At 39.3% G+C, this 21,628-nt stretch carries 24 protein-coding genes; 8 read left to right on the forward strand and 16 right to left on the reverse strand.

Annotated features, from left to right (window positions below):
- Nucleotides 1–3: 3 nt before the first annotated feature.
- On the reverse strand, nucleotides 4–483 hold the full coding sequence (locus tag HZC31_01305) for a hypothetical protein (GenBank protein ID MBI5002002.1): 480 nt from the start codon (nucleotides 481–483) through the stop codon (nucleotides 4–6).
- A gap of 317 nt (nucleotides 484–800) precedes the next feature.
- Between HZC31_01305 and HZC31_01310 the strand changes: the two genes are divergently transcribed.
- Complete coding sequence (locus HZC31_01310) at nucleotides 801–1,406, forward strand: cyclase family protein (GenBank protein MBI5002003.1); 606 nt, start codon at nucleotides 801–803, stop codon at nucleotides 1,404–1,406.
- A gap of 15 nt (nucleotides 1,407–1,421) precedes the next feature.
- On the opposite strand, the gene HZC31_01315 is transcribed toward HZC31_01310, so the two are convergent.
- The 6 genes from HZC31_01315 to HZC31_01340 form a co-directional block, all read right to left on the reverse strand.
- Nucleotides 1,422–2,348 (reverse strand): ORF6N domain-containing protein, encoded by a 927-nt coding sequence (locus tag HZC31_01315; GenBank protein ID MBI5002004.1) that lies wholly within the window; start codon nucleotides 2,346–2,348, stop codon nucleotides 1,422–1,424.
- Between the two features lie 110 nt (nucleotides 2,349–2,458).
- The gene (locus tag HZC31_01320) at nucleotides 2,459–3,682 is read right to left on the reverse strand and encodes a DEAD/DEAH box helicase (GenBank protein MBI5002005.1); all 1,224 of its coding nucleotides are present in this window, start codon (nucleotides 3,680–3,682) and stop codon (nucleotides 2,459–2,461) included.
- Between the two features lie 99 nt (nucleotides 3,683–3,781).
- A complete protein-coding gene (locus HZC31_01325) occupies nucleotides 3,782–4,606 on the reverse strand; it encodes a Bro-N domain-containing protein (protein ID MBI5002006.1) in 825 nt (274 codons plus the stop codon).
- Nucleotides 4,607–4,740: 134 nt separating this feature from the next.
- Nucleotides 4,741–5,766: a virulence RhuM family protein gene (locus tag HZC31_01330; protein MBI5002007.1), complete on the reverse strand. Its 1,026-nt coding sequence runs from the start codon at nucleotides 5,764–5,766 to the stop codon at nucleotides 4,741–4,743.
- Between the two features lie 361 nt (nucleotides 5,767–6,127).
- On the reverse strand, nucleotides 6,128–7,051 hold the full coding sequence (locus HZC31_01335) for a transcription initiation factor IIB (protein ID MBI5002008.1): 924 nt from the start codon (nucleotides 7,049–7,051) through the stop codon (nucleotides 6,128–6,130).
- A 182-nt stretch (nucleotides 7,052–7,233) separates the two neighbouring features.
- Nucleotides 7,234–7,404 (reverse strand): hypothetical protein, encoded by a 171-nt coding sequence (locus HZC31_01340; GenBank protein ID MBI5002009.1) that lies wholly within the window; start codon nucleotides 7,402–7,404, stop codon nucleotides 7,234–7,236.
- A gap of 207 nt (nucleotides 7,405–7,611) precedes the next feature.
- Between HZC31_01340 and HZC31_01345 the strand changes: the two genes are divergently transcribed.
- The 4 genes from HZC31_01345 (at nucleotide 7,612) to HZC31_01360 (ending at nucleotide 10,034) form a co-directional block, all read left to right on the forward strand.
- Nucleotides 7,612–8,109, forward strand: coding sequence for a CBS domain-containing protein (locus tag HZC31_01345; protein MBI5002010.1), 498 nt, complete (start codon nucleotides 7,612–7,614; stop codon nucleotides 8,107–8,109).
- A 33-nt stretch (nucleotides 8,110–8,142) separates the two neighbouring features.
- Nucleotides 8,143–8,310 (forward strand): hypothetical protein, encoded by a 168-nt coding sequence (locus tag HZC31_01350; protein ID MBI5002011.1) that lies wholly within the window; start codon nucleotides 8,143–8,145, stop codon nucleotides 8,308–8,310.
- A 182-nt stretch (nucleotides 8,311–8,492) separates the two neighbouring features.
- A complete protein-coding gene (locus tag HZC31_01355; protein ID MBI5002012.1) occupies nucleotides 8,493–9,032 on the forward strand; it encodes a hypothetical protein in 540 nt (179 codons plus the stop codon).
- 54 nt (nucleotides 9,033–9,086) lie between these two features.
- Nucleotides 9,087–10,034: a hypothetical protein gene (locus HZC31_01360; GenBank protein ID MBI5002013.1), complete on the forward strand. Its 948-nt coding sequence runs from the start codon at nucleotides 9,087–9,089 to the stop codon at nucleotides 10,032–10,034.
- Nucleotides 10,035–10,042: 8 nt separating this feature from the next.
- Here the strand turns inward: HZC31_01360 and HZC31_01365 are convergent, their stop codons facing one another.
- Nucleotides 10,043–12,607 carry an ATP-dependent helicase gene (locus HZC31_01365; protein ID MBI5002014.1) on the reverse strand — a complete coding sequence of 855 codons (2,565 nt, stop codon included), beginning with the start codon at nucleotides 12,605–12,607 and terminating at the stop codon, nucleotides 10,043–10,045.
- Between the two features lie 153 nt (nucleotides 12,608–12,760).
- Nucleotides 12,761–12,862: a 23S rRNA (pseudouridine(1915)-N(3))-methyltransferase RlmH gene (locus HZC31_01370; GenBank protein MBI5002015.1), complete on the reverse strand. Its 102-nt coding sequence runs from the start codon at nucleotides 12,860–12,862 to the stop codon at nucleotides 12,761–12,763.
- 44 nt (nucleotides 12,863–12,906) lie between these two features.
- On the opposite strand from HZC31_01370, the gene HZC31_01375 reads away from it, so the two are divergent.
- Nucleotides 12,907–13,554 (forward strand): hypothetical protein, encoded by a 648-nt coding sequence (locus tag HZC31_01375; GenBank protein ID MBI5002016.1) that lies wholly within the window; start codon nucleotides 12,907–12,909, stop codon nucleotides 13,552–13,554.
- Nucleotides 13,551–14,060, forward strand: a complete 510-nt coding sequence (locus HZC31_01380; GenBank protein MBI5002017.1) for a hypothetical protein — start codon at nucleotides 13,551–13,553, stop codon at nucleotides 14,058–14,060. Before HZC31_01375 ends, HZC31_01380 begins: the two co-directional genes overlap by 4 nt.
- Before the next feature lie 6 nt (nucleotides 14,061–14,066).
- Here HZC31_01380 and HZC31_01385 read toward each other — a convergent pair whose 3' ends face one another.
- The 4 genes from HZC31_01385 to HZC31_01400 are packed head-to-tail and all read right to left on the reverse strand — an operon-like array spanning nucleotide 14,067 to nucleotide 16,307.
- Nucleotides 14,067–14,525 carry a 23S rRNA (pseudouridine(1915)-N(3))-methyltransferase RlmH gene (locus tag HZC31_01385; GenBank protein ID MBI5002018.1) on the reverse strand — a complete coding sequence of 153 codons (459 nt, stop codon included), beginning with the start codon at nucleotides 14,523–14,525 and terminating at the stop codon, nucleotides 14,067–14,069.
- Between the two features lie 6 nt (nucleotides 14,526–14,531).
- The gene (locus HZC31_01390; protein MBI5002019.1) at nucleotides 14,532–15,305 is read right to left on the reverse strand and encodes a VIT1/CCC1 transporter family protein; all 774 of its coding nucleotides are present in this window, start codon (nucleotides 15,303–15,305) and stop codon (nucleotides 14,532–14,534) included.
- 4 nt (nucleotides 15,306–15,309) lie between these two features.
- Nucleotides 15,310–15,615: a DUF4191 family protein gene (locus HZC31_01395; GenBank protein ID MBI5002020.1), complete on the reverse strand. Its 306-nt coding sequence runs from the start codon at nucleotides 15,613–15,615 to the stop codon at nucleotides 15,310–15,312.
- A gap of 32 nt (nucleotides 15,616–15,647) precedes the next feature.
- On the reverse strand, nucleotides 15,648–16,307 hold the full coding sequence (locus tag HZC31_01400) for an endonuclease III (GenBank protein ID MBI5002021.1): 660 nt from the start codon (nucleotides 16,305–16,307) through the stop codon (nucleotides 15,648–15,650).
- A gap of 334 nt (nucleotides 16,308–16,641) precedes the next feature.
- Here HZC31_01400 and HZC31_01405 point away from each other — a divergent pair, with 334 nt between their 5' ends.
- A complete protein-coding gene (locus HZC31_01405) occupies nucleotides 16,642–20,199 on the forward strand; it encodes a DUF5011 domain-containing protein (protein MBI5002022.1) in 3,558 nt (1,185 codons plus the stop codon).
- Between the two features lie 275 nt (nucleotides 20,200–20,474).
- Here the strand turns inward: HZC31_01405 and HZC31_01410 are convergent, their stop codons facing one another.
- The 3 genes from HZC31_01410 to HZC31_01420 are packed head-to-tail and all read right to left on the reverse strand — an operon-like array spanning nucleotide 20,475 to nucleotide 21,453.
- Nucleotides 20,475–20,825 carry an OB-fold nucleic acid binding domain-containing protein gene (locus HZC31_01410; protein MBI5002023.1) on the reverse strand — a complete coding sequence of 117 codons (351 nt, stop codon included), beginning with the start codon at nucleotides 20,823–20,825 and terminating at the stop codon, nucleotides 20,475–20,477.
- 9 nt (nucleotides 20,826–20,834) lie between these two features.
- Complete coding sequence (locus HZC31_01415; protein ID MBI5002024.1) at nucleotides 20,835–21,170, reverse strand: type II toxin-antitoxin system RelE/ParE family toxin; 336 nt, start codon at nucleotides 21,168–21,170, stop codon at nucleotides 20,835–20,837.
- Nucleotides 21,139–21,453 carry a hypothetical protein gene (locus HZC31_01420; protein ID MBI5002025.1) on the reverse strand — a complete coding sequence of 105 codons (315 nt, stop codon included), beginning with the start codon at nucleotides 21,451–21,453 and terminating at the stop codon, nucleotides 21,139–21,141. The genes HZC31_01415 and HZC31_01420 overlap by 32 nt, the downstream gene beginning before the upstream one ends.
- Nucleotides 21,454–21,628: the final 175 nt, after the last annotated feature.

Genomic DNA, 21,628 nt, shown 5'->3' on the forward strand with positions numbered 1-21,628 from the left:
GCGCTAAAATCTGGTGTCCATTTCTCCAAAGTATTCCTTAATTCTGGTCACAATCGTTGGAAGCAGGAACTGCGAAAACTTTTCATCGTAATGTGTGGAGAGTGTTCCAAATTCAATGATGCGGTAGCTGCTTTTCACTTTTTCTACAAGCAATAACTCACGCAATCGTTTGATCTGTCTGCGCACGTTGGATGGCGCAATCCCCAACTGCGCTAAATTATACTTCTTTCGTATGCCAATAACTTTTTCATTAATCTCTTCTGAGCTGAGCATTGTTTTTTCCTTTTTCGCGAGGAGCATTGCCATAAGAACATCGACAACAACGTCTCTGCTGTCTCCAGGCTGTAAGAGTCCAACACCTAAGCAGAATTTGCGAACAAGTTCTCGATCTTCGAGACCAAGGGGTTTCTCGTATCTTCTCAGGGTGACTTCCATTAATGGGGTATCTCGTGTTTTAGTTGGTTTTTTTGCTGTTTCTGCCATTTTGACACAACCGAATACCATCAGGGTATTCTCTGGAGGGGTGGTATGAGCGTTGTGCTCAAGAACCACTGAGTCTTTAGTTCATGCCACCAGTCTTTATTAACCAGTAGTTCTTGACAACCTCAAATGATTTTTGCTTAAATGTTATAATCATATCTTAAACAGAACTTCTATATATACTTCACGCTCGCATGTCCAGTGGAGGAAGTGGATTCACTTTACTGAGAATAAAAGCACTGGACAAGGGGATTTGGGGAGTGGGAAAGGTGGAGTTTCAGTCTAAACCTATTTATATCTGGACTTTTATCTATATTTTTATGAAATATTTGGATTTAACAATGCCAATTGATGAGAAAACACCAACTTTTCCAGGTGATCCACCAATAAAAATCAAACGTGAGAATGTGAAAGAACACACATACGGAAAAACATTTCTAGAAATACATACGCATGTATCAACTCATATAGATGCTCCTTCTCACATGATTGAAAATGGAAAAACGTTAAGCGATTTTTCAATAAACAAGTTTATTGGGGAAGCAATTGTCATTGATGTCAGAGGGCAGAAAAACATTGAGTCTGACTTATCAAAAGTGAAGAAGCATGATATTGTCTTTTTTCTGACGTCACATGCAGATAAAGCGTGTGCTTCGGATTATTTTGAAAACAATCCTGTAATAACAGAGAAAACTGCTCAGCAATTAGTTGAAAAAGGCATAAGTATCGTTGGTTTAGATTCTTTTACTCCTGATAATGAACCATATGATGTTCACAAAATATTTCTTAAAAGAGATATTCTCATAGTTGAGAACCTCAGTCATTTAGAGAAATTATCAGGGCAACGATTTACCTGTTTTATCCTGCCTATGAAAATAACTGATGCAGATGGCGCACCTTGTCGAGTAGTTGCTGCAGTCAATTAATGTGGGTACGTACATTCATTTCAACCCAAGCTTATCCAACAGCTTGAATGCTTCTTTGTCAAATCTTGAGAAAGCAAACCATTTTTTGCCCAAGTCTTTTAATGATGCTCCAAAATGGTACACTTCTTTATTGTCAATTATCAGAAATCTGTCGTGTGACTGCGTAAATTCTTTCACTTCAACAAACGGATATTGTAAATTATATTTAGCCAAGTCAAGGGATAATTGTTTAGGAATCTCTTTAGTGAAGATAGTAACTGCTACATTTTTATTTCTCTTGCTAAACAGCGTCAAGACAGAATCATCAATATAATTGTCAATGAGAACTATGGAGATATGAGCATTTCTCATGATGTCTGAAACAAATTTGTATGAATCAAATATCTGTCCATCAAAAAATATGCCTTTCTCTGGCTTTATGTCTCTGCTTTGGAGGGCATCGAATATATCATCAAATTTTTTATCATGTTCAATCTGTTTTGTCTCAACAACATCCAATCTATGAAATATCTGTGCGTTTGAAGAGATAAATCTTCTCATAGCGACAAATGTACTCATTATTTGAATGCTCACTTTTATTGCAGTTCCACTTCTTAAGACCCCTGAAAGCATAGCTACACCCTGCTCTGTAAAAGCATAAGGTAAATATCTCCTTCCACCATATTCTAATCTTGAGGTGCCAAATTGGAACCTTAAATCTTTTGTGTTTGAGGTCACAACTTGTGACTTCAAGGTATCAAATTCCTTTAGTGAGATTTGAAACATAAAATCATTAGGAAATCGCTCGCTATTCCTTTTTACAGCTCTATTAATCTGTTTTGTCTCTACATTATAAAGCACTGCAAGATCTGCATCAAGCATCACTTGCATACCTCTTAGGGTGTAAATTTTATTCTTTATTTTATCTGTGCTTGATAATGCTAGATTGATTTCTTTAGCCATGAAATGAGACTCTTTTCAGATTTTATATATCTCACACTGGCGTGTCTAGTGGGGGAAGTGGATTCACTTTACTGAGAATAAGAGCACTGGACAGCGTGGTTTGTCTTGTGCTATCTTCTAAATCGTGATCCCTGTTGAGATCTAGATCTTCTTGAACGCCCTCGTTGCTGTTGTGGAGGAGGGCGAGCAATTACTCCAGAAGCATTTTGGGCGTGATCGGAATGATAAGGATGAGGCATCACTTCAACTTTCAAACGGATTAACCGTTCAATATCGCGAAGATAATCTCTCTCGTCAGCAGCGCAAAAAGAATACGCTGTTCCGCCAGCCCCTGCCCGTGCGGTTCTCCCAATTCGGTGCACATAATTTTCAGGTCCGTTAGGAAGTTCAAAATTAATAACGTGAGAAATATCATCAATATCAATCCCGCGGGCAGCAATGTCCGTCGCAACCAGAACTTTAGTTCTGCCTGATTTAAAATTCGCGAGCGCGAGTGTTCGGGCGCCTTGTGATTTATTGCCATGAATCGCGAATGTTTCGATGTTATGGCTGCAAAGATACGCAGCGACTTTATTTGCGCGATGCTTTGTACGGGTAAACACTAAGACACGAGTAAGGTGTTTTTGCAGCAAGAGTTCTAAAAGGAGTTTTTCTTTCACTGTGGTGTCCACAAAAAAAACGCATTGTTTGATGCGTTCAGCAGTGGTTGCTTGTGGCGCAACTTCAACACGAACTGGATTCGTGAGCAGTTGATGCGCAAGCTGCGTTACTTGCGGGGACATAGTCGCGGAGAAAAAAAGTGATTGTCGTCTAGGAGGTAACTTTGCGATAATTTTTTTGATATCATGAATAAATCCCATATCAAGCATTCGATCCGCTTCATCGAGAACGAAGAACTCAATGTCTTTTAAGCTTACTTCACATTGATTCATTAAATCAAGCAGTCGTCCTGGTGTTGCGACAATAATATCAACGCCTCGGGAGATTGCATTGACTTGTGGTCCTTGACCAACCCCGCCAAAAATAACAGTATGTTTGAATCTAAGAAATTGACCATACGCAGTAAAACTCTCCCCTATCTGCGCGGCAAGTTCTCGTGTTGGTGCAAGAACCAGTACACGAACCACTCGCGGATATTTTTCAGTCATGCGCTGAAGAATAGGGAGGACAAACGCGGCAGTTTTACCTGTTCCTGTTTGAGCGATGCCAATGAGATCTTTGCCTGCGAGAAGGTCAGGAATAGATTTCAATTGAATAGGAGTAGGCGTTGTATATCCTTGCTTTGCAAGCGCTTTTTGAAGCGGTTCGATGAGATGCAGTTGTTGGAATGTCATTGTTAGAGATAATTATTTTATATAAAACAGAGGGGTGTTTTTAAACGTATTGGTTGGTCAGGTTATTTTCAAGAAGAAGAGAATAAAAGCAAGGATTTCTTATTTCTCCAATCGCTTCACTTTTTCTGGAGTTTCCAGATAATTGTCAGAACTCACTATTGATTTTCCAATTCTTTTTTCAATATCTTTGCGCGTTGCTCCTGCAACATCGCCGCCATCTTTCGCGTCTTTCTTTAAAGCAGGTAATTTCTCAGAATCTCTTTCTTTAGTTAATCTTGTTGTTGTTGCTTCTCCGAGCATCGTGAGAATAAGTTCCATGTCATCCATGTGATCACGCAGATTTTGTTTGCTGAGATTTTTGTGCTCTTTGTATTCTTCCACTGTTTTTCCAAATGTTGCTTTGGAGATTTCATTGGTCAGTATTGCAAAGTCTTTGTTTTCCTGTGCTCCTCGTGCTTTCCATTCATCAGTGAGTTCTTGTCGTACAGCGATTCCTCGTGTTCGCTTTTCAATCCATTCATCAGAGTATCCTTTGAGTCTGTATACATCCTTCATTCGTTCCATCGAGAGTTCAGGATTTTCAATCTCCTGCACACGTTCATATCCCACTTTCGCGAGCCATTGTTTGAACGGTTCAGCTTTCGGAGAAGGAATGGATTGGATGATGCGGAAGATGCCTTCTGTGCTTGCACAGTTTATATTTTGTACACCCCCTGCTGTGGGAAATGAGAGGGGGGTGGCAATTTGCCCCCACCCTTGAGAGAGAATCTCATCACGTCTGCGCATATCTTTAATGTACCCTTTAGGGTCTTTAGAATCAGTAAGAACTGAAATAACATCCTCTATCACAAACCACCATTTGGCATTATACCATGCTCTTCTGATCTGTTTATTCTCAAATAGCACAAGAGACTTTTGTTCCATACAAAAGGTGTTAACTTCATTCTTTATATATCTCACGCTGACGTGTCCAGTGTGAGGAGTGCACTGCATTTACTGAGAATAAAAGCACTGGACAGAGTGGTTTGTCTTGTGATAGTTCTTTGGTTTGTTTTGAATTAATCTTTTTGTTCTAATAATTTTTTAGTGACTTTGTCAAAATCAGATTCGAACAAATTATCTTGAACTATTCGATACTTTTCAAATTCGCTTTCTGCATGCTGTTTTGCAATCTCTGCGGTTATTTCACCTGCGGATTTTAATATTTCTCTTTCATCAAATTCTAAGAACAAATCAAGTCTTTTTGACCAATCTTCCATGGTCATAGGTATTTTTCTTTTTGCCCTTTCTTCTGCTAAATCAAGGTATGCACTGACTATTCTTCCTAAAGATTCTAATTCTTTTTTTGTTAAGTAATTTTTTGCAATGGATACGTCGGTCTTGAGTATTCTACCCTTAGGAGAATTTCTCCATGATGTTAAACCCATATAATCTTTCTTGCTATCTGCTCTTTTCACAATTAATTCTGGCGCAGTATGTTTGTGTATTGCATAATGGAGTTTATTTTGAACTTTAGCGAAGAATTCTCTAGTTGTTTCTGCGTTTTTATTATAATCTAAGCTTGTTGCATAAAGATCAGTTATTTTTTGGTAGAAATTTCGTTCACTTAATCGTATTTCCCTAATTTCAGCTAAAAGTTCATCAAAGTAATTCTTATTTAAATAATTTCCATTTTCTAGTCTTTTTTTGTCTAAAACATATCCTTTGATTGCAAATTCTTTAATAATTCTTGTTGCCCAAATCCTAAACTGAGTGGCTCTCTGTGAATTTACCCGATATCCAAGAGAAATGATTGCATCTAAGTTGTAAAAATCTACCTCTCTTTGCACACTTCTATTCGCTTCATTTTGAACTATTCTGAATTTCCTAATAGTTGATTTTTCGTTTAATTCTTTAGATTCATATATATTTTTAAGGTGTTCATTTATTGTGGGAACAGTAACATCAAACAGCTTTGCCATCATTTTCTGTGATAACCAAAGAGTCTCCTCCGCATACTTTACTTCAATAGAATCTTCTCCTGACTGTGCAGTAAATATAAGGAATTCAGCAGTGCTGTTTCTTATAGCAAGATCTTTAGTCATTTTAATGGTCTCCAGAGGATTTTCATCAGCCATACAAAAGGTGTTAACTTCCTTCTTTATATATCTCACGCTGGCGTGTCGAGTGGGGGTTGTGGATTGTATTTTCTGAGAATAAGAACACTGGACAGAGTGGTTTGGGGAGTGTGAGGAAGGGGAGGGGCGCTGGACAAAGTGTGTTTTTGTTGTCATTATTTTTTTGTTTCCTAAAAATACCTTTATCATAAAATACACGCACCAACTGCATGAACGCAGTGGGGACCCAAAGCACCACGTTAAAAAAAGAAATGGTGCTTTGGGGTATTATTAAGAAATAATTTTATCAAAGTGAATAATAAAAGTAATAAAGAAAATAAACAAAAACCTACTTCTTCTTCTTTTTCGTCTTCTTAATCTCTTTCTCAAGATCAAGTTCATCGAGTAATTCCTTATATCGATTACGAATAGTAACTTCTGTCACGCCAGCAACATCAGCAACTTCCCGCTGTGTTCGTTTCTCACCGTGAACAAGAGCGCTCACATAAAGCGCGGCAGCTGCGATTCCTGTTGGTCCTCGTCCAGAAGTTAATTCACACTTCTGTGCGCGATCCAAAATCTCAATTGCTTTACTTTGCGTCTCAGCAGTTAATTTAAGAGCAGAAGCAAATCGTGCGATATAATCTACAGGATTGCTTGGTAAAATAGTAATCCCTAATTCACGAGTGACAAACCGATACGTTCGTCCAATTTCTTTCTTCTCAATACCCGACGCTTCAGAAAGTTCATCAAGCGTTCGTGGAACGTCGTGTCTGCGACAAGCAGCGTAAAGAGCTCCTGCGACAACACTTTCCATACTTCGACCACGAACCAATCCACGTTGAACAGCGTGCGTATAAATTCGCGCGGATTCTTCTTCAACGCTTTCAGGCAGTTTCAAGAATGAACTCACTCGTTTTAATTCTGCAAGTGCTAATTTCAGGTTTCGTTCGATTGCAGTGCTGATTCTGTACTGCCATTTACGAAGTCTATAAAATTTATTTCTCTCGCGACTCCCAAGCTGATAAAGATCAGCTTTTCGTCCAACTTCAGTTCCTAATCCTCTATCATATTGGGTATACGTCATTGGCGCGCCAGTTCGTCTTCGTTTGTCAGCGCCATCACTGTCAAATTCACGCCATTCTTGACCGAAGTCAACCATCTTTTCTTCAACAACAAGACCGCAGTCTTTACAGATGATTTCTCCTTTTTCTTTGTTCCAGAATAAATTGACGCCAGCGCATTCTGGGCATTTTTTAACGAATTGAGCCATGGTTTTCCCCCGAGATTTTATGCAGAATGAGACAGTCTCATCACAAACAGCATAAGTGTTATTCTGACTTACATTCCCCAACGCAAGTTAAATTTATAAATAGTAGAGGGTCAGAATTTATAAACTTTCCGGTAACTTTTCAAAGAATTCGACGAGAAGAAAAAAAGAAGAAAGAAAAAATCTTACTTCAATTTAGCTGCTGTTTCTTTAGAAACAACGCGCCAGCATTCATGCGGTCCGCATTCGGATTTAGCGACAATAAAGTTTCGTCCGCTTTTGGTAACGAGTCTGTATTTGTCTGTCTTAAATTTCTTTTTGCTTTTCACGTCATAAAATTCTTGTGCTTGTGGCATAGGGTACACCTCGGTTTTTTGATTGATTAAAGGAAAATGACGAATAACTCGCCGATAATTCTCCTTCCAGCTTCTTCACGGGCAAAAGGGCTATAAAAACATTGCGGTTGCACACTGCTTTACACAGGAAAAAACAATAATTTTCCAAGAAGTTCATTTCTTAATAGTAACACATATTTAAATAGAAGTAAGGACCAAAAACAAAGCATGGGGAGTACAGTTCTACAAAACGAAGCAGAATACAGAGAAGTCCATCACTGGATGACGAAGAAAGTTATAACTATAAGCAGGAAAGAAAACCTGTTACACGCAGCAAAAAAGATGGCAAAAAATAATATCAGCAGTTTGGTCGTTGAAGAAAATAACAAACCTATTGGAATCATAACAGAACGAGATTATCTAAAGAAAGTAGTCCTTGAGGAAAAAGAGCCGCACAAACATCTCGTCGAAGAAGTCATGACACTAAGTGTCCGATTCCTTCCAGAGGACGCGGATATCATCAGCGCGTTCGCGTTAATGAAAAAGTATCACATCAGGCGTTTCCCTGTCATAAACAGAAATGGAGAACTCACCGGAATTCTCACGCAGAAAGATCTTCTTGAAGGCATGGCGCATATTATCCAGCGTTTGGATTGGAAATTAGTAAGAACAAAAATCGCGTTTTCAGAATTCACAAAGCATTTAGACGATGTGGATGTTATCTGAGGAAAGTGTCAGATAATTAGGGAAGGTGAAAAAATGGTCAACAAAAAAACAAAAAATATTGTCTTTTGGGTTGGAGTAGGAATAGTCGTCGTAACGCACATCTATATGCTTGTTGCAGGTTTGCCGCAATCACAGATGACGGGTCATGCGCTCCTTAATCTCGTCGCAGCAGGATTACTAGTGTACGGAAGAAAAGCGTAAATTTATAGTAAACGACACAAGTATAGTGAATGTGCCAAATATTCGAACAAAGAAATGCGCATTCACTATCCAGATGAGGTGATACAAATGTTCGATAATAAATCACCTCAGCTATATAATTTATTCATGTCCGCCACTATTATGTCATTATTATTATATATCTTGACGCTTCTCCAATGAAGATGAACATTACATTAACAGTCCTTCTTTCTTGTACTTCTCCCGAAACAGATACCGCGCAGCTTCATCCGCAAACAAGATACTTTCCAGAAATAGTAGAAACAGAAAATCTTCACTATGCAGCATCTTTAGATGCGTTACGAGTTGATATGACTGCGTATTATTTTTTTGTTAATGACGAGTATTGTCTTGCGCCGCTTCAAGAAGCGTTATCCACTCTTGCGACGTATGATTTGTCAGGGACAGTGTATGTTCCTGCATTTCCAACAGAACCAGGAAAACAAACGTTTGCTGATGCTCCTCTACACGTAAAGGAATGGGGAACAACATATATTGGTTTAAATGATATCATCTTCCGGCAAAAGACTCCTCTCGAAGCAATATTCTACGATCCTCTTGGTGATACAGTAGGAGAACGTGATTATCGTCGTATAACAGATTACGCAGTTGTTGCGCCAGAAAGTTTGTACGCCCAATTTATGGAGTTCGCGGCACAACGGGAAGCGCGGCCAGAAGTGCATGTATACTCTTGTCATAAGTAATGATATCACTAAACAGAAGTAACTTTTATAAATTATTGTCATTTTCTTGCTTGTATGACTTCAAGAAAAACTGTGTACACAATGGCAGGAATGCTCGGAGCGAGTGTTCTGTTTATTGCTTTGGATGATGGTCCTGACAAAAAAGCGCCAGTGCAAGCTTCTTCAGCTCAAGCTTCTGACGTTGTCCCTTCTTCAGTTCTTGAGCATGTTTCTTCTTTTCATGAAACGTATTTCACGAATGTGGAACATATAGCAGGAAAAGGACTCCCTGCGGAATTAGAAGACTTGACACTTCATCTCTTCCTTCAGGTTCATGATGGAGATGGAATACAAACAGATGAGAGGGGCGCAAATTGTCAATTAGGAATTTACAGACAGCTTGAAGCACTCTATCGAAACAAGAAGATTACAGGAGTATTTTTTGAAGGGTATAGAATTGGTTTTGATTATATTGATAACTTAGCAGGTTGGGATTGGTCAGAAGATAAAATTCAAGCAAAAAAACGTGAAATCGTCAATGCGGATGATCAAAAACTAAAGGATCTTTTCCAAGTTCCAGAAAATGAATTTGGTGATCACAATGATACAAGTGAATTATTTCCAGTGCAATATGGAAAAATACCAACTCTTTTAGTAACAGGATGGGAGGATAAAGCATTATCTCCTCAAGATATGGTTGATTTTGGAAAAGTTATTGGAAGATATGGAGAACTCTATAATCTTCCTCATCGTACAGAAGCGCAAGAGCAAGAGGTAAAAGCATTAGAACCAGCTGCGTTAGCGTTTGTTGCTCGTCATCAAGACAGAACTCGACAAGCGTATGATAATTCTCTCCTTACCATGGCAAATGTATTCGCTGCATATCCTTCACTTCCACATGGGTACGCAGTGATTATTGGTGCGGCGCACGCAGATGACCTTTCTCTTCATGGATCTGCGCAGGCGGACATTACATCAAAGTCAGTTTATCCTAACGCGAAGATTTATCGTTGTAAACTATAGAATAATTTTTACTTCCTCCCCTTCTCCAAACTAATTTTCGCCAAAACCAATTCATGCATGCGCTGCAAAAAGGCGATCTTATCCTCAATCTTCAACACATCCATAAAGCCTTGCAACGCAATATTAAACGCGAATGGCGTAGGAATCTTGGTCTGAATTTCAACAAGTCTAATCTTCCCCTCCTCAATTTCGCGCAAAACCTTCTTTGAGTTTTCAATTTCCATCAAATCTTCAAGTACTTCACGTCGAGCTTCCTTGAGAATACAAAAATCATCAGAAATCCTTTTCACCGCGCTCATCAAAATCATCGAACTCACTTGCTGCCGTCCAGCATTCTTCTGTCTTCCCATGTAATTCCGCAAAATCATAAAGCCACGAGTCGCGCAATGTCTAAACCGCCGTTTCAAAATCTCTGTCTGATCAATCGCGTGCTTCATTACTAAATCAAGTTTATCAGATTTCAATGTCTTTAATGCCTTCACTGCGTCAATCTTCTTTGCGAATCCAACATAAAATCCATTATCGTTCATGCCTATTTCGACATCGCGATGTTCCATCCGCGCAATCGCAAACGCGACTCCTCTACTCAACACGTCATTCACCCTTCTGCCAAAAAGCGTGTGAAAAATAATCTTGTTTTGTTTATTATCAGTATAATGTTCGATTAAAATCTTGCGATCAGAAGGAAAATGCCCGGCATACTCGTATTGTTCAGCAAAATAATTGTACAACGCTTCAGAACTATTTGCATCCACATACAGATACTCGTGAATAAAATCCAAAATATCCTTCTTCGATTTATCATGCTTAAATTTATCTTCCATTAAAAATCTGAAGTGCCCAATTTCATTTGCGAGATCAAAACTCAACGGCAACATATCAGAAAACCAGCTTGGCACAGTAGGAGGTCGATTCGATGTCGCGACAACTTGCGCGACCATGCCACGAGAAAATTTGAATTGGTAGGTATCGCCGCCTAAAATAAATACATCTCCTGGTCGAAGTTTCTCCAAGAATCCTTCATCAATGTGACCAATAGTTTGTGTTCCAACTTTGACGATCACAAAACTTTCATCAGGAATAGTGCCGAGATTGGTCATGTAAATAATTCTACCCAATTTCCCACGTTTACCCAATTTGCCATCCTGTCTCCAGATTTTCGCGAAGATGTGTCGATCTTCAAGGGTGGTAAATTCTCCTGCTAAATACAACAAAACCTCAAGATAATCAGTATGTTTCAAATCACGATAACAATAACTCCTCTTCACTAACTGAAAGAGTTCTTCTTCATCCCACACTTGCATGAGCGCGAGTCCATCAATGTACTGCGCAAGAACATCCAAACAGTTTACAGGAATGTGAATTTTATCGATCTTTTTCTCAACAGCTGCTTTCAACAACACACTGCACTCGACAAGATCATCTCTGTCCATCACAATAATGCGGCCTTTGACAGTTTCATGCAATTTGTGTCCAGCTCGTCCAGCTCTTTGAAGAAACCGCGCGACTGATTTTGGCGAGCTGAGACAAATAACAAGATCAATGTAACCAATATCAATTCCTAACTCCAGAGACGTGCTGCACACCACGCATTTCAGTTTTCCTTCGCGAAGACGTCGCTCCAAATTCTGTCGCAGTTCCTTGCCCAGACTTCCGTGATGCGCGCCAATGTTGTCTGTATAATTTTTTGGAAATTTGTGTTTCAGATGATCAACCACTCGTTCCGTAGCGCTTCGTGTATTCGTAAAGATAAGCGTTGTTTTATGTTGCTGCACAAGATCATCAATAACTTTGTACATTGCAGCGTGCATAACTTCATGCGCTGTTCCGATAAGATCTGGAACAGGACAAATAACTTGTAAATCCAGTTTTTTAAGAAATTGCACATCCACAATCTGACAGTTGCGCGAAGAGCCGACAAGAAATCCAGCGACTTTCTCGAGGGGCGCGACAGTCGCGCTTAGTCCAATACGGGTAATGTGCGGCGCGATAAAAGAAAGTGTTTCGAGCGCGAGAGAAAGATGAACCCCGCGTTTATTGTCTGCGATCGCGTGCACTTCATCAATAACAACCCATTCCACGTTGCGAAGATGTTCCACAAACTTAATGCTTGCGAGCATGATTGCAAGACTTTCTGGCGTGGTAATGAGAATGTGTGGTGGTGTTTTGAGCATCTTGGATTTTTCATAAGAAGTTGTATCTCCTGTCCGAATACCGACACGAATTCCTAATTTTTTACCTGCAATATTTTCCATTTGTTCAAGCGGCTCAACAAGATTCTTGTGAATATCATTGGAAAGCGCGCGCAGGGGACTCACATAAACACAATAAACGCGATCCTGCAATGTTCCTTTTTCGCTGTGATCAATGAGTTCATTCAGTACAGCGCCAAAGGCGGACAGTGTTTTTCCAGAACCAGTTGGCGCGCTGACGAGCGTATTAATGCGACAATGAATGTTGTAAATAGAATACCGTTGCGGTTCGCTAAAGCTTGTAAACTTTTCGAAGAACAATTGTTTGAGAAGCGGATGTAAAATACTTGTGGTCAAACTATCTTCATGCGGCTTTTCCATGAATTCTATTTTTCCAGTCGTTTCACTGCTTGGGTTTGTCATTATTATTGAAGGAAGAACAAAAGGTTATAAATCTTACTCGTGTTTGTCGAGTGGAGGAAGTGCGATCCTTTGTCGAGAGTAAAAGCACTGGACAAGAAGAAATGGCTAGTGCTACTTCTGATACTTCCTTCCACTGTTAATCATCCAACTTCTATAGATCTGTTCAACAAGTAATCCCTGCGCAATCTCATGAGGAAACGCAACTAATAACAGAAATTACCACAATCTTTATATATACCATAACCTTTATTATAATTATGCTTATAAAAATAGACGAATCAGCTTTTTCAACTATCTTTGGGAAAGTAGAAATAGCTACCATAAATAAAAGAATGCAAGGAGCACCTTTAACACAAGTAGAACGCAACTATTTATCACGTTCCATTCGTCCAAAATTGCGAGCTGCAAGAATCATAACTGAACAAAAAATGCTAGACCAACTTACCAAAGGCAGTCCAGAAAGAGAGCGGATAGAATATAATCTCAACAGATATGGCTATCCTTTGTTCGCCATAACAAAAAGAAAATCATTGCTTTTATCTATTGAGGAGCTTATTGCGTTAATTCTCACAAAATACCGTTCTCCAAGATATATTGAAGCAATTCCATTCCTCTTTCTTAAAAATAAAATTGACGCTTGGAAGATGTTAGAGCTTGCGTCTCAATTTCAGATCAAAAATGAGATAGGGTATCTTCTCGAGACAGCGTTTCTCATAAAACCAATCCCTCAATTAAAAAAATTATTATCATTTCTTAAAAAAAATAAAGAAAAAAATCTGGCGTTTTTAGCAGAGGGGGATTATGAATTTCTTCTCAAGACAACACCAATACGTCTCAGGAAATGGAATCTGCTTGGAAGATTTTTTGATAGTGATTTTCTTGAAAAAGCAAAGGTGATTTTGTGATTGACAAGAGTGAGTTGTTGGCATGGCTTGCTGAAAAAGACAAAATCTTAGAGAAGGAAATAATTCTTGTTGCGGTTGGAGGAACAGCAATGACACTTTTAGGTTTGAAATCCTCTACTATTGACGTAGATTTTTGTCTCAGTGCTGCTCAGAAAAAAATATTCGAAAAATTGATAACAAAACGAGATAAGAACTGGAAAGTTGACTTGTTTACAGATGGCTACATTTTCTCTGAGCAGCTTCCACATGATTATGTTGACAAAGCAGAAGAGATCAAAAGGTTAAATCATGTTGTCTTAAAGGCTCTTGCTCCTGTGGATATTGTCATTACTAAAGCAGCGCGGTTAAATGCGCGGGATGAGGAGGATATTGCAGCGTTAGTAAAATTTGTGAACAAAGAAGAGCTTATCAAACGGTTTGAAAAAGTAGTAACAACCTATGCGGGAAAAGAGGAAGAGTATCGATATCATTTTGGAATTATTCTCAAAAGATTTTTTAATCAATAGAAAAGATCACTTCTGATACTTTCTTCCACTGTTAATCATCCAACTTCTATAAATTTGTTCAACAAGCAATACATGCGCAATCTCATGAGGAAACGTCATTGGTGACAAGGACAAAAGAACGTGCGCTTTTTTCTTCACCGCATCCGAAAGTCCATACGCGCCGCCAATCACAAAAATAACTCTCTTTTCTGCGTTCTTCTTCAAAAAGTCAGCGAACCCAACACTATTCAGCAGCTTCCCTTCTTCAGATAATGCAATAATAAAACAATCATTTTTCATCGCTTCTATTTTCTCAAGCAATCGATCTCCTTCTTTTTTCCGAACAGCGTCAACATCATTGGTTGCTTTCTCTTCTTTGACAGACAAAACAGTAATCTTTTCAGAAGAAAGCCGCTTCAGATATTCTTGAACAAGCGCGATAATGTTTCTGTCTTTCAATGTTCCAACAGTGAGAATGGTGATCATGCTTGCTCACGCAGTCACGCCAAAAATCAATCCAATCATATATCCAACGAGCGCAGCAACTGTTCCAATCAGTGCCATTTCTAAACCAGATTTCTTCCAATCTAATTCAAACCATCGTGCTTTCAGGACACCAACGCCAAATAATATCGCAGCGCAAATCCCAACAGCAACATACGTTGCATATTGAACAGAAAAAATAAAATAAGGAAGTAATGGGATAATGGAACCGATAAGCGACGCGATCCCCACAAAAAATCCTTTTTTCAGTGGATTTTCATATTCGTCAGGAAACATGCGGAGTTCTTCTGTCATCATCGTGTTGAGCCAGAGTTCTTTGTCAGAAGTAATTTTCTTGACAATACTATCCAACTGTTTGCCGCGGAATCCTTTGTTATAATAAATTTCCCGAACTTCTTCAATTTCAAGATCAGGAACATTCTCGATTTCTTTAGTCTCTCGTTCTAATTCTGCGTAATAATATTCCTTTGCTGCTTTTGTGGAAGTATAAACAACAGCGCCCATGGAAATGGATTCAGCGAATGTCGCGGCAAGTCCAGAAACAAGAATAACGTGAAAATCATTGGTCGCGGTCGCGACTCCAAGAACAATTCCCAAAACATTGACAAGTCCATCTTGTCCACCGAGAATCGCGTCTTTCAATAATGGACCGCCAAATGATTGTCGTGCCTCAACATGCTTTTTGTGATGTTTTAACGCTTCAGAACGAGCATACTCTTTCCCATCTTGTTTTGGAATATTATAATCTTTTAATTTTGCCATGATGCTACTCTTTTTTCTCAATCACTTCTTCAATTTGTTCGATAACTACTTCTTGCTCATTTCCTTTTGTTTTGGTCTTTTTAATAGTTTGCTCTGTTCGCTGCGTATATCCTGGCGCGTTTGTCCTGAATTTATACAATGCATATTTGAATCGTCTGTTGAGATAAAAGATAAAAGAAAGTAACGCGAAAAGAACAACGATAACAAGAATGATTGCCGCAATAACGCCAAAAAATAAAATTCCTAATGCAAGCGCGACAGGAAGTAAGATAAAACCGAGGATGATCCATATAATTTTTCGTAGTTCCATTATTTCACCAAAACCTAAAGTTCTATATTATTCTACCTGCTTTTCGCAACGCCAACGCGATCGCAGTACGAAAAAACAGCGCATTTACTGCATAAAGGACTGATGGGTTTACAAATGTTTTGTCCCCACGCGACAAGATAGTCATTGTAAGGAATCCAGTATTCTGTCGGCAATTTTTTCCGTAGCGCGAATTCTGTTTCATCAGGCATTTTTGTTTTTACATATCCTAGTCTGTTCGAAATTCTGTGGACATGTGTGTCCACGCAAATCCCCAATTTCCCATATCCTTGGGTTAATACAAGATTCGCGGTTTTCCGTCCAACACCTGGCAATGTCAATAGCACGTCAATCTCGTCAGGAACTTTGCCATCAAACTGCTCAAGTAATATTCTGCAAATTTCTGGGATTCGTTTTGCTTTGGTGATGTAAAAACCAACAGGATAAATTGCTTCTTCTATTTTTTTGATGGGCAGTTTTTGCATATCTATCGGATTATCCGCGAGCGCGAATAATCTGTCTGTTGCTTTGCTAGTCGTGCTGTCTTTTGTCCGCAAGCTGAGTACAGTGGAGATTAATGCTTTGAATGGATTTCTTCCTTCTCTGATCGCGTATTCGCTGACAATGGGAAGCGGCAATTTCTTGACTTCTCTTTCAAGAATGTTCATCACTGTTGGGACATCTTTTTGTTGCATAGGAAGAGTCTGTGAGTGGTGATATAAAAAATATACTGCTCAGTGTTCGCAGTAAGAACTAAACAAAGCAATAGGTAAACAACACAGACACGCACCATCACAAACATTCGCTCAGCAAAGTCCTTTCTCACAATTCATCTCTTTTGTTTTTGTTAAAAGAGTATAAAAAAACAAAAAACACTCGAAGCGATCTATTTTCGTCCAAACAATGTGACGAAAATAATCATTATGTGCCCTCGACGGAGTTACTATCTACTAATAGAAACGTGAACAATAATCTTTTTATATAGCGTCAGATTACATAGCATTATATTTGGGTGTGGGGGTAATTAGGATGAGAAATAACAGTGGAGTATCTTTTCTATTAAGCATATTTTTGATTGCAATACTTTTGACTGCGCAGGTTGCGGCAGGTATTTTAGTGATTGGCGCGACAGAAGTCGCGGATCCAGTTGATGTATCTGATGATATTGAATTTGTCGCGGATGTTCTCGAATTTGATGGAGAAACAACATCTTCTGTTGTTTTGACGATTGACAGTACTTCTTATCCCATGACCCTCACAGGAAGTAATTACACCCTCACGTTAGCGGCATCCACACTGAGTTCAGGAGCAGCTCTATACCCTTATGATGTTTTAGCAACAGGAAGTGCAGGAAATACAAGCACACTTTCTTCTGATGTCACTGTTGGTGATTTAGTTGATCCAACTATTGACGCAGAATCTGTTCCGCTCACTGTTTGTTATGGTGATGATATAGGTGTTTTCGCTTCTGTTTCTGATAACGTTGCAGTTTCTTATGTTGCAATTAATATTGACGGAACAGATTATCCTCTTTCAGATCTCGTTGGCGACCCAACATATAATTACGCAGAACCAATTCCTTCTATTCCATTTGGAATTTCCTCGCTTGTCTACAATATGTACGCAGAAGATAGTTCAGGAAACTTTGAAACAGGCTCTCCAGGATTTATTGATGTATACGATTGTATTGCGCCAACAATCAGCACTATTGTTGAAGTAACTGATCCAGTAGAATATGGTTCTTCAATTACAATAACTGCGGATGTTACTGATGATATCAGTGGCGTTGACAGCGTTGAACTCAGCATTGGTTCAGATATTTACACAATGACTCAAGTTGGTTCTTCTGATACATATTCTGTTGACATTCCAACAACAGGAATGACACTAGGAAGTCAAGCATATACAATTACTGCAACAGATGGAAGTACAGATGCAAACGAAGCAACTGAAATAGGAGACTTTACTGTTGTCGATACAACAATTCCCGTGATCACGTTAGTTGGCGTAAATCCGCAGACGATTGAAGTTGGAGATGCATATGCAGAGTTGGGAGCGACTGCAACAGATAATTATGATGGCGACATCACAAGCAGCATTTCAATTGACGCGACAGCGGTTGATACAAGCACATTAGGTTCTTACACAGTAACATATGATGTGAGTGATTCATCAGGAAACGATGCGACACAAGTTACTCGAACCGTAAATGTTGTCGATACAACAATTCCAGTCATCACGTTAGTTGGCGCGAATCCTCAAACAATTGAAGTTGGAGATGCGTATACAGAATTGGGCGCAACAGCGTTGGACAATTATGACGGTGACATCACAACAAGTATTTCCATTGACGCGACAGCGGTTGATACAAGTACATTAGGTTCCTACACGGTAACATATGATGTGTCAGACAGCAGTGGCAATGCAGCAACAACAGTAACACGAACCGTAAATGTTGTCGATACAACAATTCCCGTCATCACGTTAGTTGGCGCGAATCCTCAAACAATTGAAGTTGGAGATGCGTATACAGAATTGGGCGCAACAGCGTTGGACAATTATGACGGCGATATCACAAGCAGTATTTCAATTGACGCGACAGCGGTTGATACAAGTACATTAGGTTCCTACACAGTAACGTATGATGTTTCAGACAGCAGTGGTAATGCAGCAACACAAGTTACTCGAACAGTAGATGTTGTTGATACAACAGCTCCAGTCATCGTCTTAACAGGCGCAGATCCGCAAACAGTTGAACTTGATGATTCTTATACAGAATTGGGCGCGACAGCAACAGACAATTATGATGGCGACATCACAAGCAGTATTTCGATTGACGCGTCCGCAGTTGACACAAGCACATTAGGTTCTTACACAGTGATGTATGATGTGAGTGATTCATCAGGAAACGATGCGACACAAGTTACTCGAACAGTAGATGTTGTCGATACAACAGCTCCAGTAATAGTCGATATTGATGTAGCGCCAAACCCTGTGGAATTAGGAACATTGGTTAGCTTCACAGCAGACATAACTGATAATGAAGGAGTAGGATTTGTTGTATTGGAGATTGATGGCAGTGCATACATTATGACATACAACACAGGAAGCGGCGAATATGAATACACTGATTTTGATACAGCAGTACTCGGATCAGCAGGAAATTTCACCTACAACGTGACTGTTGTCGATACATCATTCAATGATGATGAAGAAAGTGATATTTTAGAAGTCATTGATGCAGAAGCACCAGTCATCACCATGCTCGGCAATGATCCAGAAACAGTCGAAGCCGCGACAACTTACACAGACGCGGGAGCAACAGCAGAAGACAATGTTGATGGAGATCTCACTGCGGACATTATCACAGTAAACCTCGTTGATACAAGTGCTGTAGGCGTCTATGAAGTGCGATATAACGTCACCGACAGCGCAGGCAACATGGCAAATGAAACACGAATTGTTATCGTGGAAGACACAACAGCGCCAGTCATCACCGTCTTAGGAAACAATCCTGAAACAGTACAACTTGGTGATTCCTACACAGATGCGGGAGCAACCGCGACAGATAGTCTTGATGGAGATCTTACCTCTTCAATTATCCCATCTGGAACAGTGGATACTACTGTTATCGCAACATACACAATAACGTATGATGTAACTGACAGTGAAGGAAACAGTGCGACAGCAACACGAACAGTCAACGTTGTCGACACAACAACTCCAACAATGAGTACAAGTGTTTCACCAAATCCAGTGAGCCAAAATGATTCTGTAACATTCACTGCTGATGTGACAGACAATGACGCGGTAGCTTCTGTCGAACTTACGATTAATGGAGTAACAGAACCAATGCCAAATACAGGGGGCACAACCTACGAATACATCCTTGACACAACAGGAATGGCGTTAGGATATTACCCATATACTATTGTCGCGACAGACAGTTCAGGCAATACAGTCACTGCGACAGGAACAGTACGAGTGACCATCGTCTCGCCAATGACTGTCCATATTAACGCGGACAAAACAAGCGGCGAAGAAGACCTTGATGTTTCCTTTGCGTCGTATGTTGATGCGGGCGGCCTTGCGCCGTTTACCTATGTCTGGGACTTTGGTAATGGAGACACAGACAGCAACAAGAACGTACGGCATGTCTTTACAAAAGATGGAACATACGTGGTGACGTTGACTGTCTATGACCAATACGGCAATGAAGGATCAGACAGTGTTACCATCACAGTAACTGATGAAGAAACAAACAACAATCCAAGAAATAACATCAGACTTGATGAAGTAGATTTATCGAATGATGTTGTGCAAGCAGGAGATGTCCTTGAAGCGTTTGTCAGTATTGAAAATATTGGACAGAGCAGATTGGAAAACATCGCGTTGACGATTGTCATTCCAGATCTCGGTCTTGTTGCGACATCAACAGCGGAAGATATCCGAACAGGAGATGCTGATGAGTTCTCTGTTGCGCTTGATATTCCAGAAGACGTTCCTCCTGGAGTGTATGATGTGCGAATCATAGTCAGCAATGACGAAATGAAACGCGTCAAGCACAGAGACATTGTGATTGAATAGTTTTTTTATTTTATTTATTTTTTTGTTCTTTCTTCTTTTCTTGATTTCTATATTTCTTTGTTTCTTTACAAAAATATTTCATAAAGACCCCATTGCTGACGCAATGGGTCCCCCTGACATTTTTGCTTTTGCGGGTGCGTGTATTTTCTCTCTTGCCGCTGAGCAAAGATTCACTTTGCCTCTGAATCGCCAGACAGTCCTAATGAATCCCTATTCCTTTATTATTTTTTTATTATACAAATATCAAGAAACGGTGAAATAAAGAGAGAAACAATTCAAGAATCTCTATACAAATACTTTTCCCCAACTATCTGCAATCTTCCTTTATACTCCTGCACTTTCCCAGAAACAAGAACATCCTCACCAGAAAAGACATCCTCAATCTCCTGAAAGAAAACAACAGGAAACAGTTCTCCGTCATCTTCCAGTGTAATGAATGTCATTCCATCTCCAAGAGAAATCTTCGAAACAGTGCCTGAAATAGAAACAGTTTGCCCAACATAGTCAGGGGTAATCAAAGAAATCTCTATTTCCTTTGCTTCAAGATTCTCGGAAAGAAAAAACAAAGACACAATGCCAAGTGCCGCAACAAGCAGACAAATACGCAATAATTTTGTTTCGTTCATCGTTTCACCTCAATACTTAAATCTTCGTTCATACTCTTTATGATCAAACCATTCCAAGATCACGCTAATAATCACAAGATCTTCTTGTTCAATACTATATAGAAGTCTCCAGCCATTTGGAAGATTATACTTCCAAAGATTCTTAACCGCATACTTTACTTGGTATTCTTTAGGAATAAGATGTTTGCGAAGTTGTATCCCTGAAAATGCATTTTGTTCTATAGTCTGCACCGCTTTATGGACTGCTTCAAACAGTTGTCTATCACTATAATCGCCCTCTTTCAGAGAGTAGAATGCAATCTTTAGTTTATCATCAGCGAATCGTGCGACGGAAGGTCTTTTCATCGTTTTCTAACCCCAGATGTGTTTTTTTCAGCCATGATCTTGCTGATTCTGGATACCATATCCAGCCTATTTTTCCTTCCGCATCGATTGAAAGCTTGTGAGAATACAGTAAATAATCAATGATCACACAATACGTTTGGTACATCATTTTTTTAGGCAATGATTCCCAAAGTTTTCTTTTTTTGAATTCGCCATCATGCTGTTTGATGAATGTTTCTACCATAAGGACTGTGTCTAATCGAGGTGAACGTGATAATGAGAGCGCTTTTTTCTTTTTTAGCATGTTATATCGATTGATATAACTCATTTTATTTAAATTTTTTTGAAATTGAAACATTTTCATAACTCAATCCTCGCATTTCCCCTTTTTAAAACCAGCAGAAAGAGCGTTGACAAAATGTATACTTTTGAAACAAATAAAATAACTCCGTAACAGTGGTAAACAACCAAAACCTTTA

This window comes from Candidatus Woesearchaeota archaeon (genome assembly GCA_016214075.1).
GTDB lineage: Archaea > Nanobdellota > Nanobdellia > Woesearchaeales > DSVV01 > JACRPI01.

Coding starts and splice junctions, on each gene's coding strand:
- HZC31_01305 (MBI5002002.1), bottom strand. CDS start 483: ATGGCAGAAACAGCAAAAAAACCAACTAAAACACGAGATACCCCATTA.
- HZC31_01310 (MBI5002003.1), top strand. CDS start 801: ATGAAATATTTGGATTTAACAATGCCAATTGATGAGAAAACACCAACT.
- HZC31_01315 (MBI5002004.1), bottom strand. CDS start 2,348: ATGGCTAAAGAAATCAATCTAGCATTATCAAGCACAGATAAAATAAAG.
- HZC31_01320 (MBI5002005.1), bottom strand. CDS start 3,682: ATGACATTCCAACAACTGCATCTCATCGAACCGCTTCAAAAAGCGCTT.
- HZC31_01325 (MBI5002006.1), bottom strand. CDS start 4,606: ATGGAACAAAAGTCTCTTGTGCTATTTGAGAATAAACAGATCAGAAGA.
- HZC31_01330 (MBI5002007.1), bottom strand. CDS start 5,766: ATGACTAAAGATCTTGCTATAAGAAACAGCACTGCTGAATTCCTTATA.
- HZC31_01335 (MBI5002008.1), bottom strand. CDS start 7,051: ATGGCTCAATTCGTTAAAAAATGCCCAGAATGCGCTGGCGTCAATTTA.
- HZC31_01340 (MBI5002009.1), bottom strand. CDS start 7,404: ATGCCACAAGCACAAGAATTTTATGACGTGAAAAGCAAAAAGAAATTT.
- HZC31_01345 (MBI5002010.1), top strand. CDS start 7,612: ATGGGGAGTACAGTTCTACAAAACGAAGCAGAATACAGAGAAGTCCAT.
- HZC31_01350 (MBI5002011.1), top strand. CDS start 8,143: ATGGTCAACAAAAAAACAAAAAATATTGTCTTTTGGGTTGGAGTAGGA.
- HZC31_01355 (MBI5002012.1), top strand. CDS start 8,493: ATGAACATTACATTAACAGTCCTTCTTTCTTGTACTTCTCCCGAAACA.
- HZC31_01360 (MBI5002013.1), top strand. CDS start 9,087: ATGACTTCAAGAAAAACTGTGTACACAATGGCAGGAATGCTCGGAGCG.
- HZC31_01365 (MBI5002014.1), bottom strand. CDS start 12,607: ATGGAAAAGCCGCATGAAGATAGTTTGACCACAAGTATTTTACATCCG.
- HZC31_01375 (MBI5002016.1), top strand. CDS start 12,907: ATGCTTATAAAAATAGACGAATCAGCTTTTTCAACTATCTTTGGGAAA.
- HZC31_01385 (MBI5002018.1), bottom strand. CDS start 14,525: ATGATCACCATTCTCACTGTTGGAACATTGAAAGACAGAAACATTATC.
- HZC31_01390 (MBI5002019.1), bottom strand. CDS start 15,305: ATGGCAAAATTAAAAGATTATAATATTCCAAAACAAGATGGGAAAGAG.
- HZC31_01395 (MBI5002020.1), bottom strand. CDS start 15,615: ATGGAACTACGAAAAATTATATGGATCATCCTCGGTTTTATCTTACTT.
- HZC31_01400 (MBI5002021.1), bottom strand. CDS start 16,307: ATGCAACAAAAAGATGTCCCAACAGTGATGAACATTCTTGAAAGAGAA.
- HZC31_01405 (MBI5002022.1), top strand. CDS start 16,642: ATGAGAAATAACAGTGGAGTATCTTTTCTATTAAGCATATTTTTGATT.
- HZC31_01410 (MBI5002023.1), bottom strand. CDS start 20,825: ATGAACGAAACAAAATTATTGCGTATTTGTCTGCTTGTTGCGGCACTT.
- HZC31_01415 (MBI5002024.1), bottom strand. CDS start 21,170: ATGAAAAGACCTTCCGTCGCACGATTCGCTGATGATAAACTAAAGATT.
- HZC31_01420 (MBI5002025.1), bottom strand. CDS start 21,453: ATGCTAAAAAAGAAAAAAGCGCTCTCATTATCACGTTCACCTCGATTA.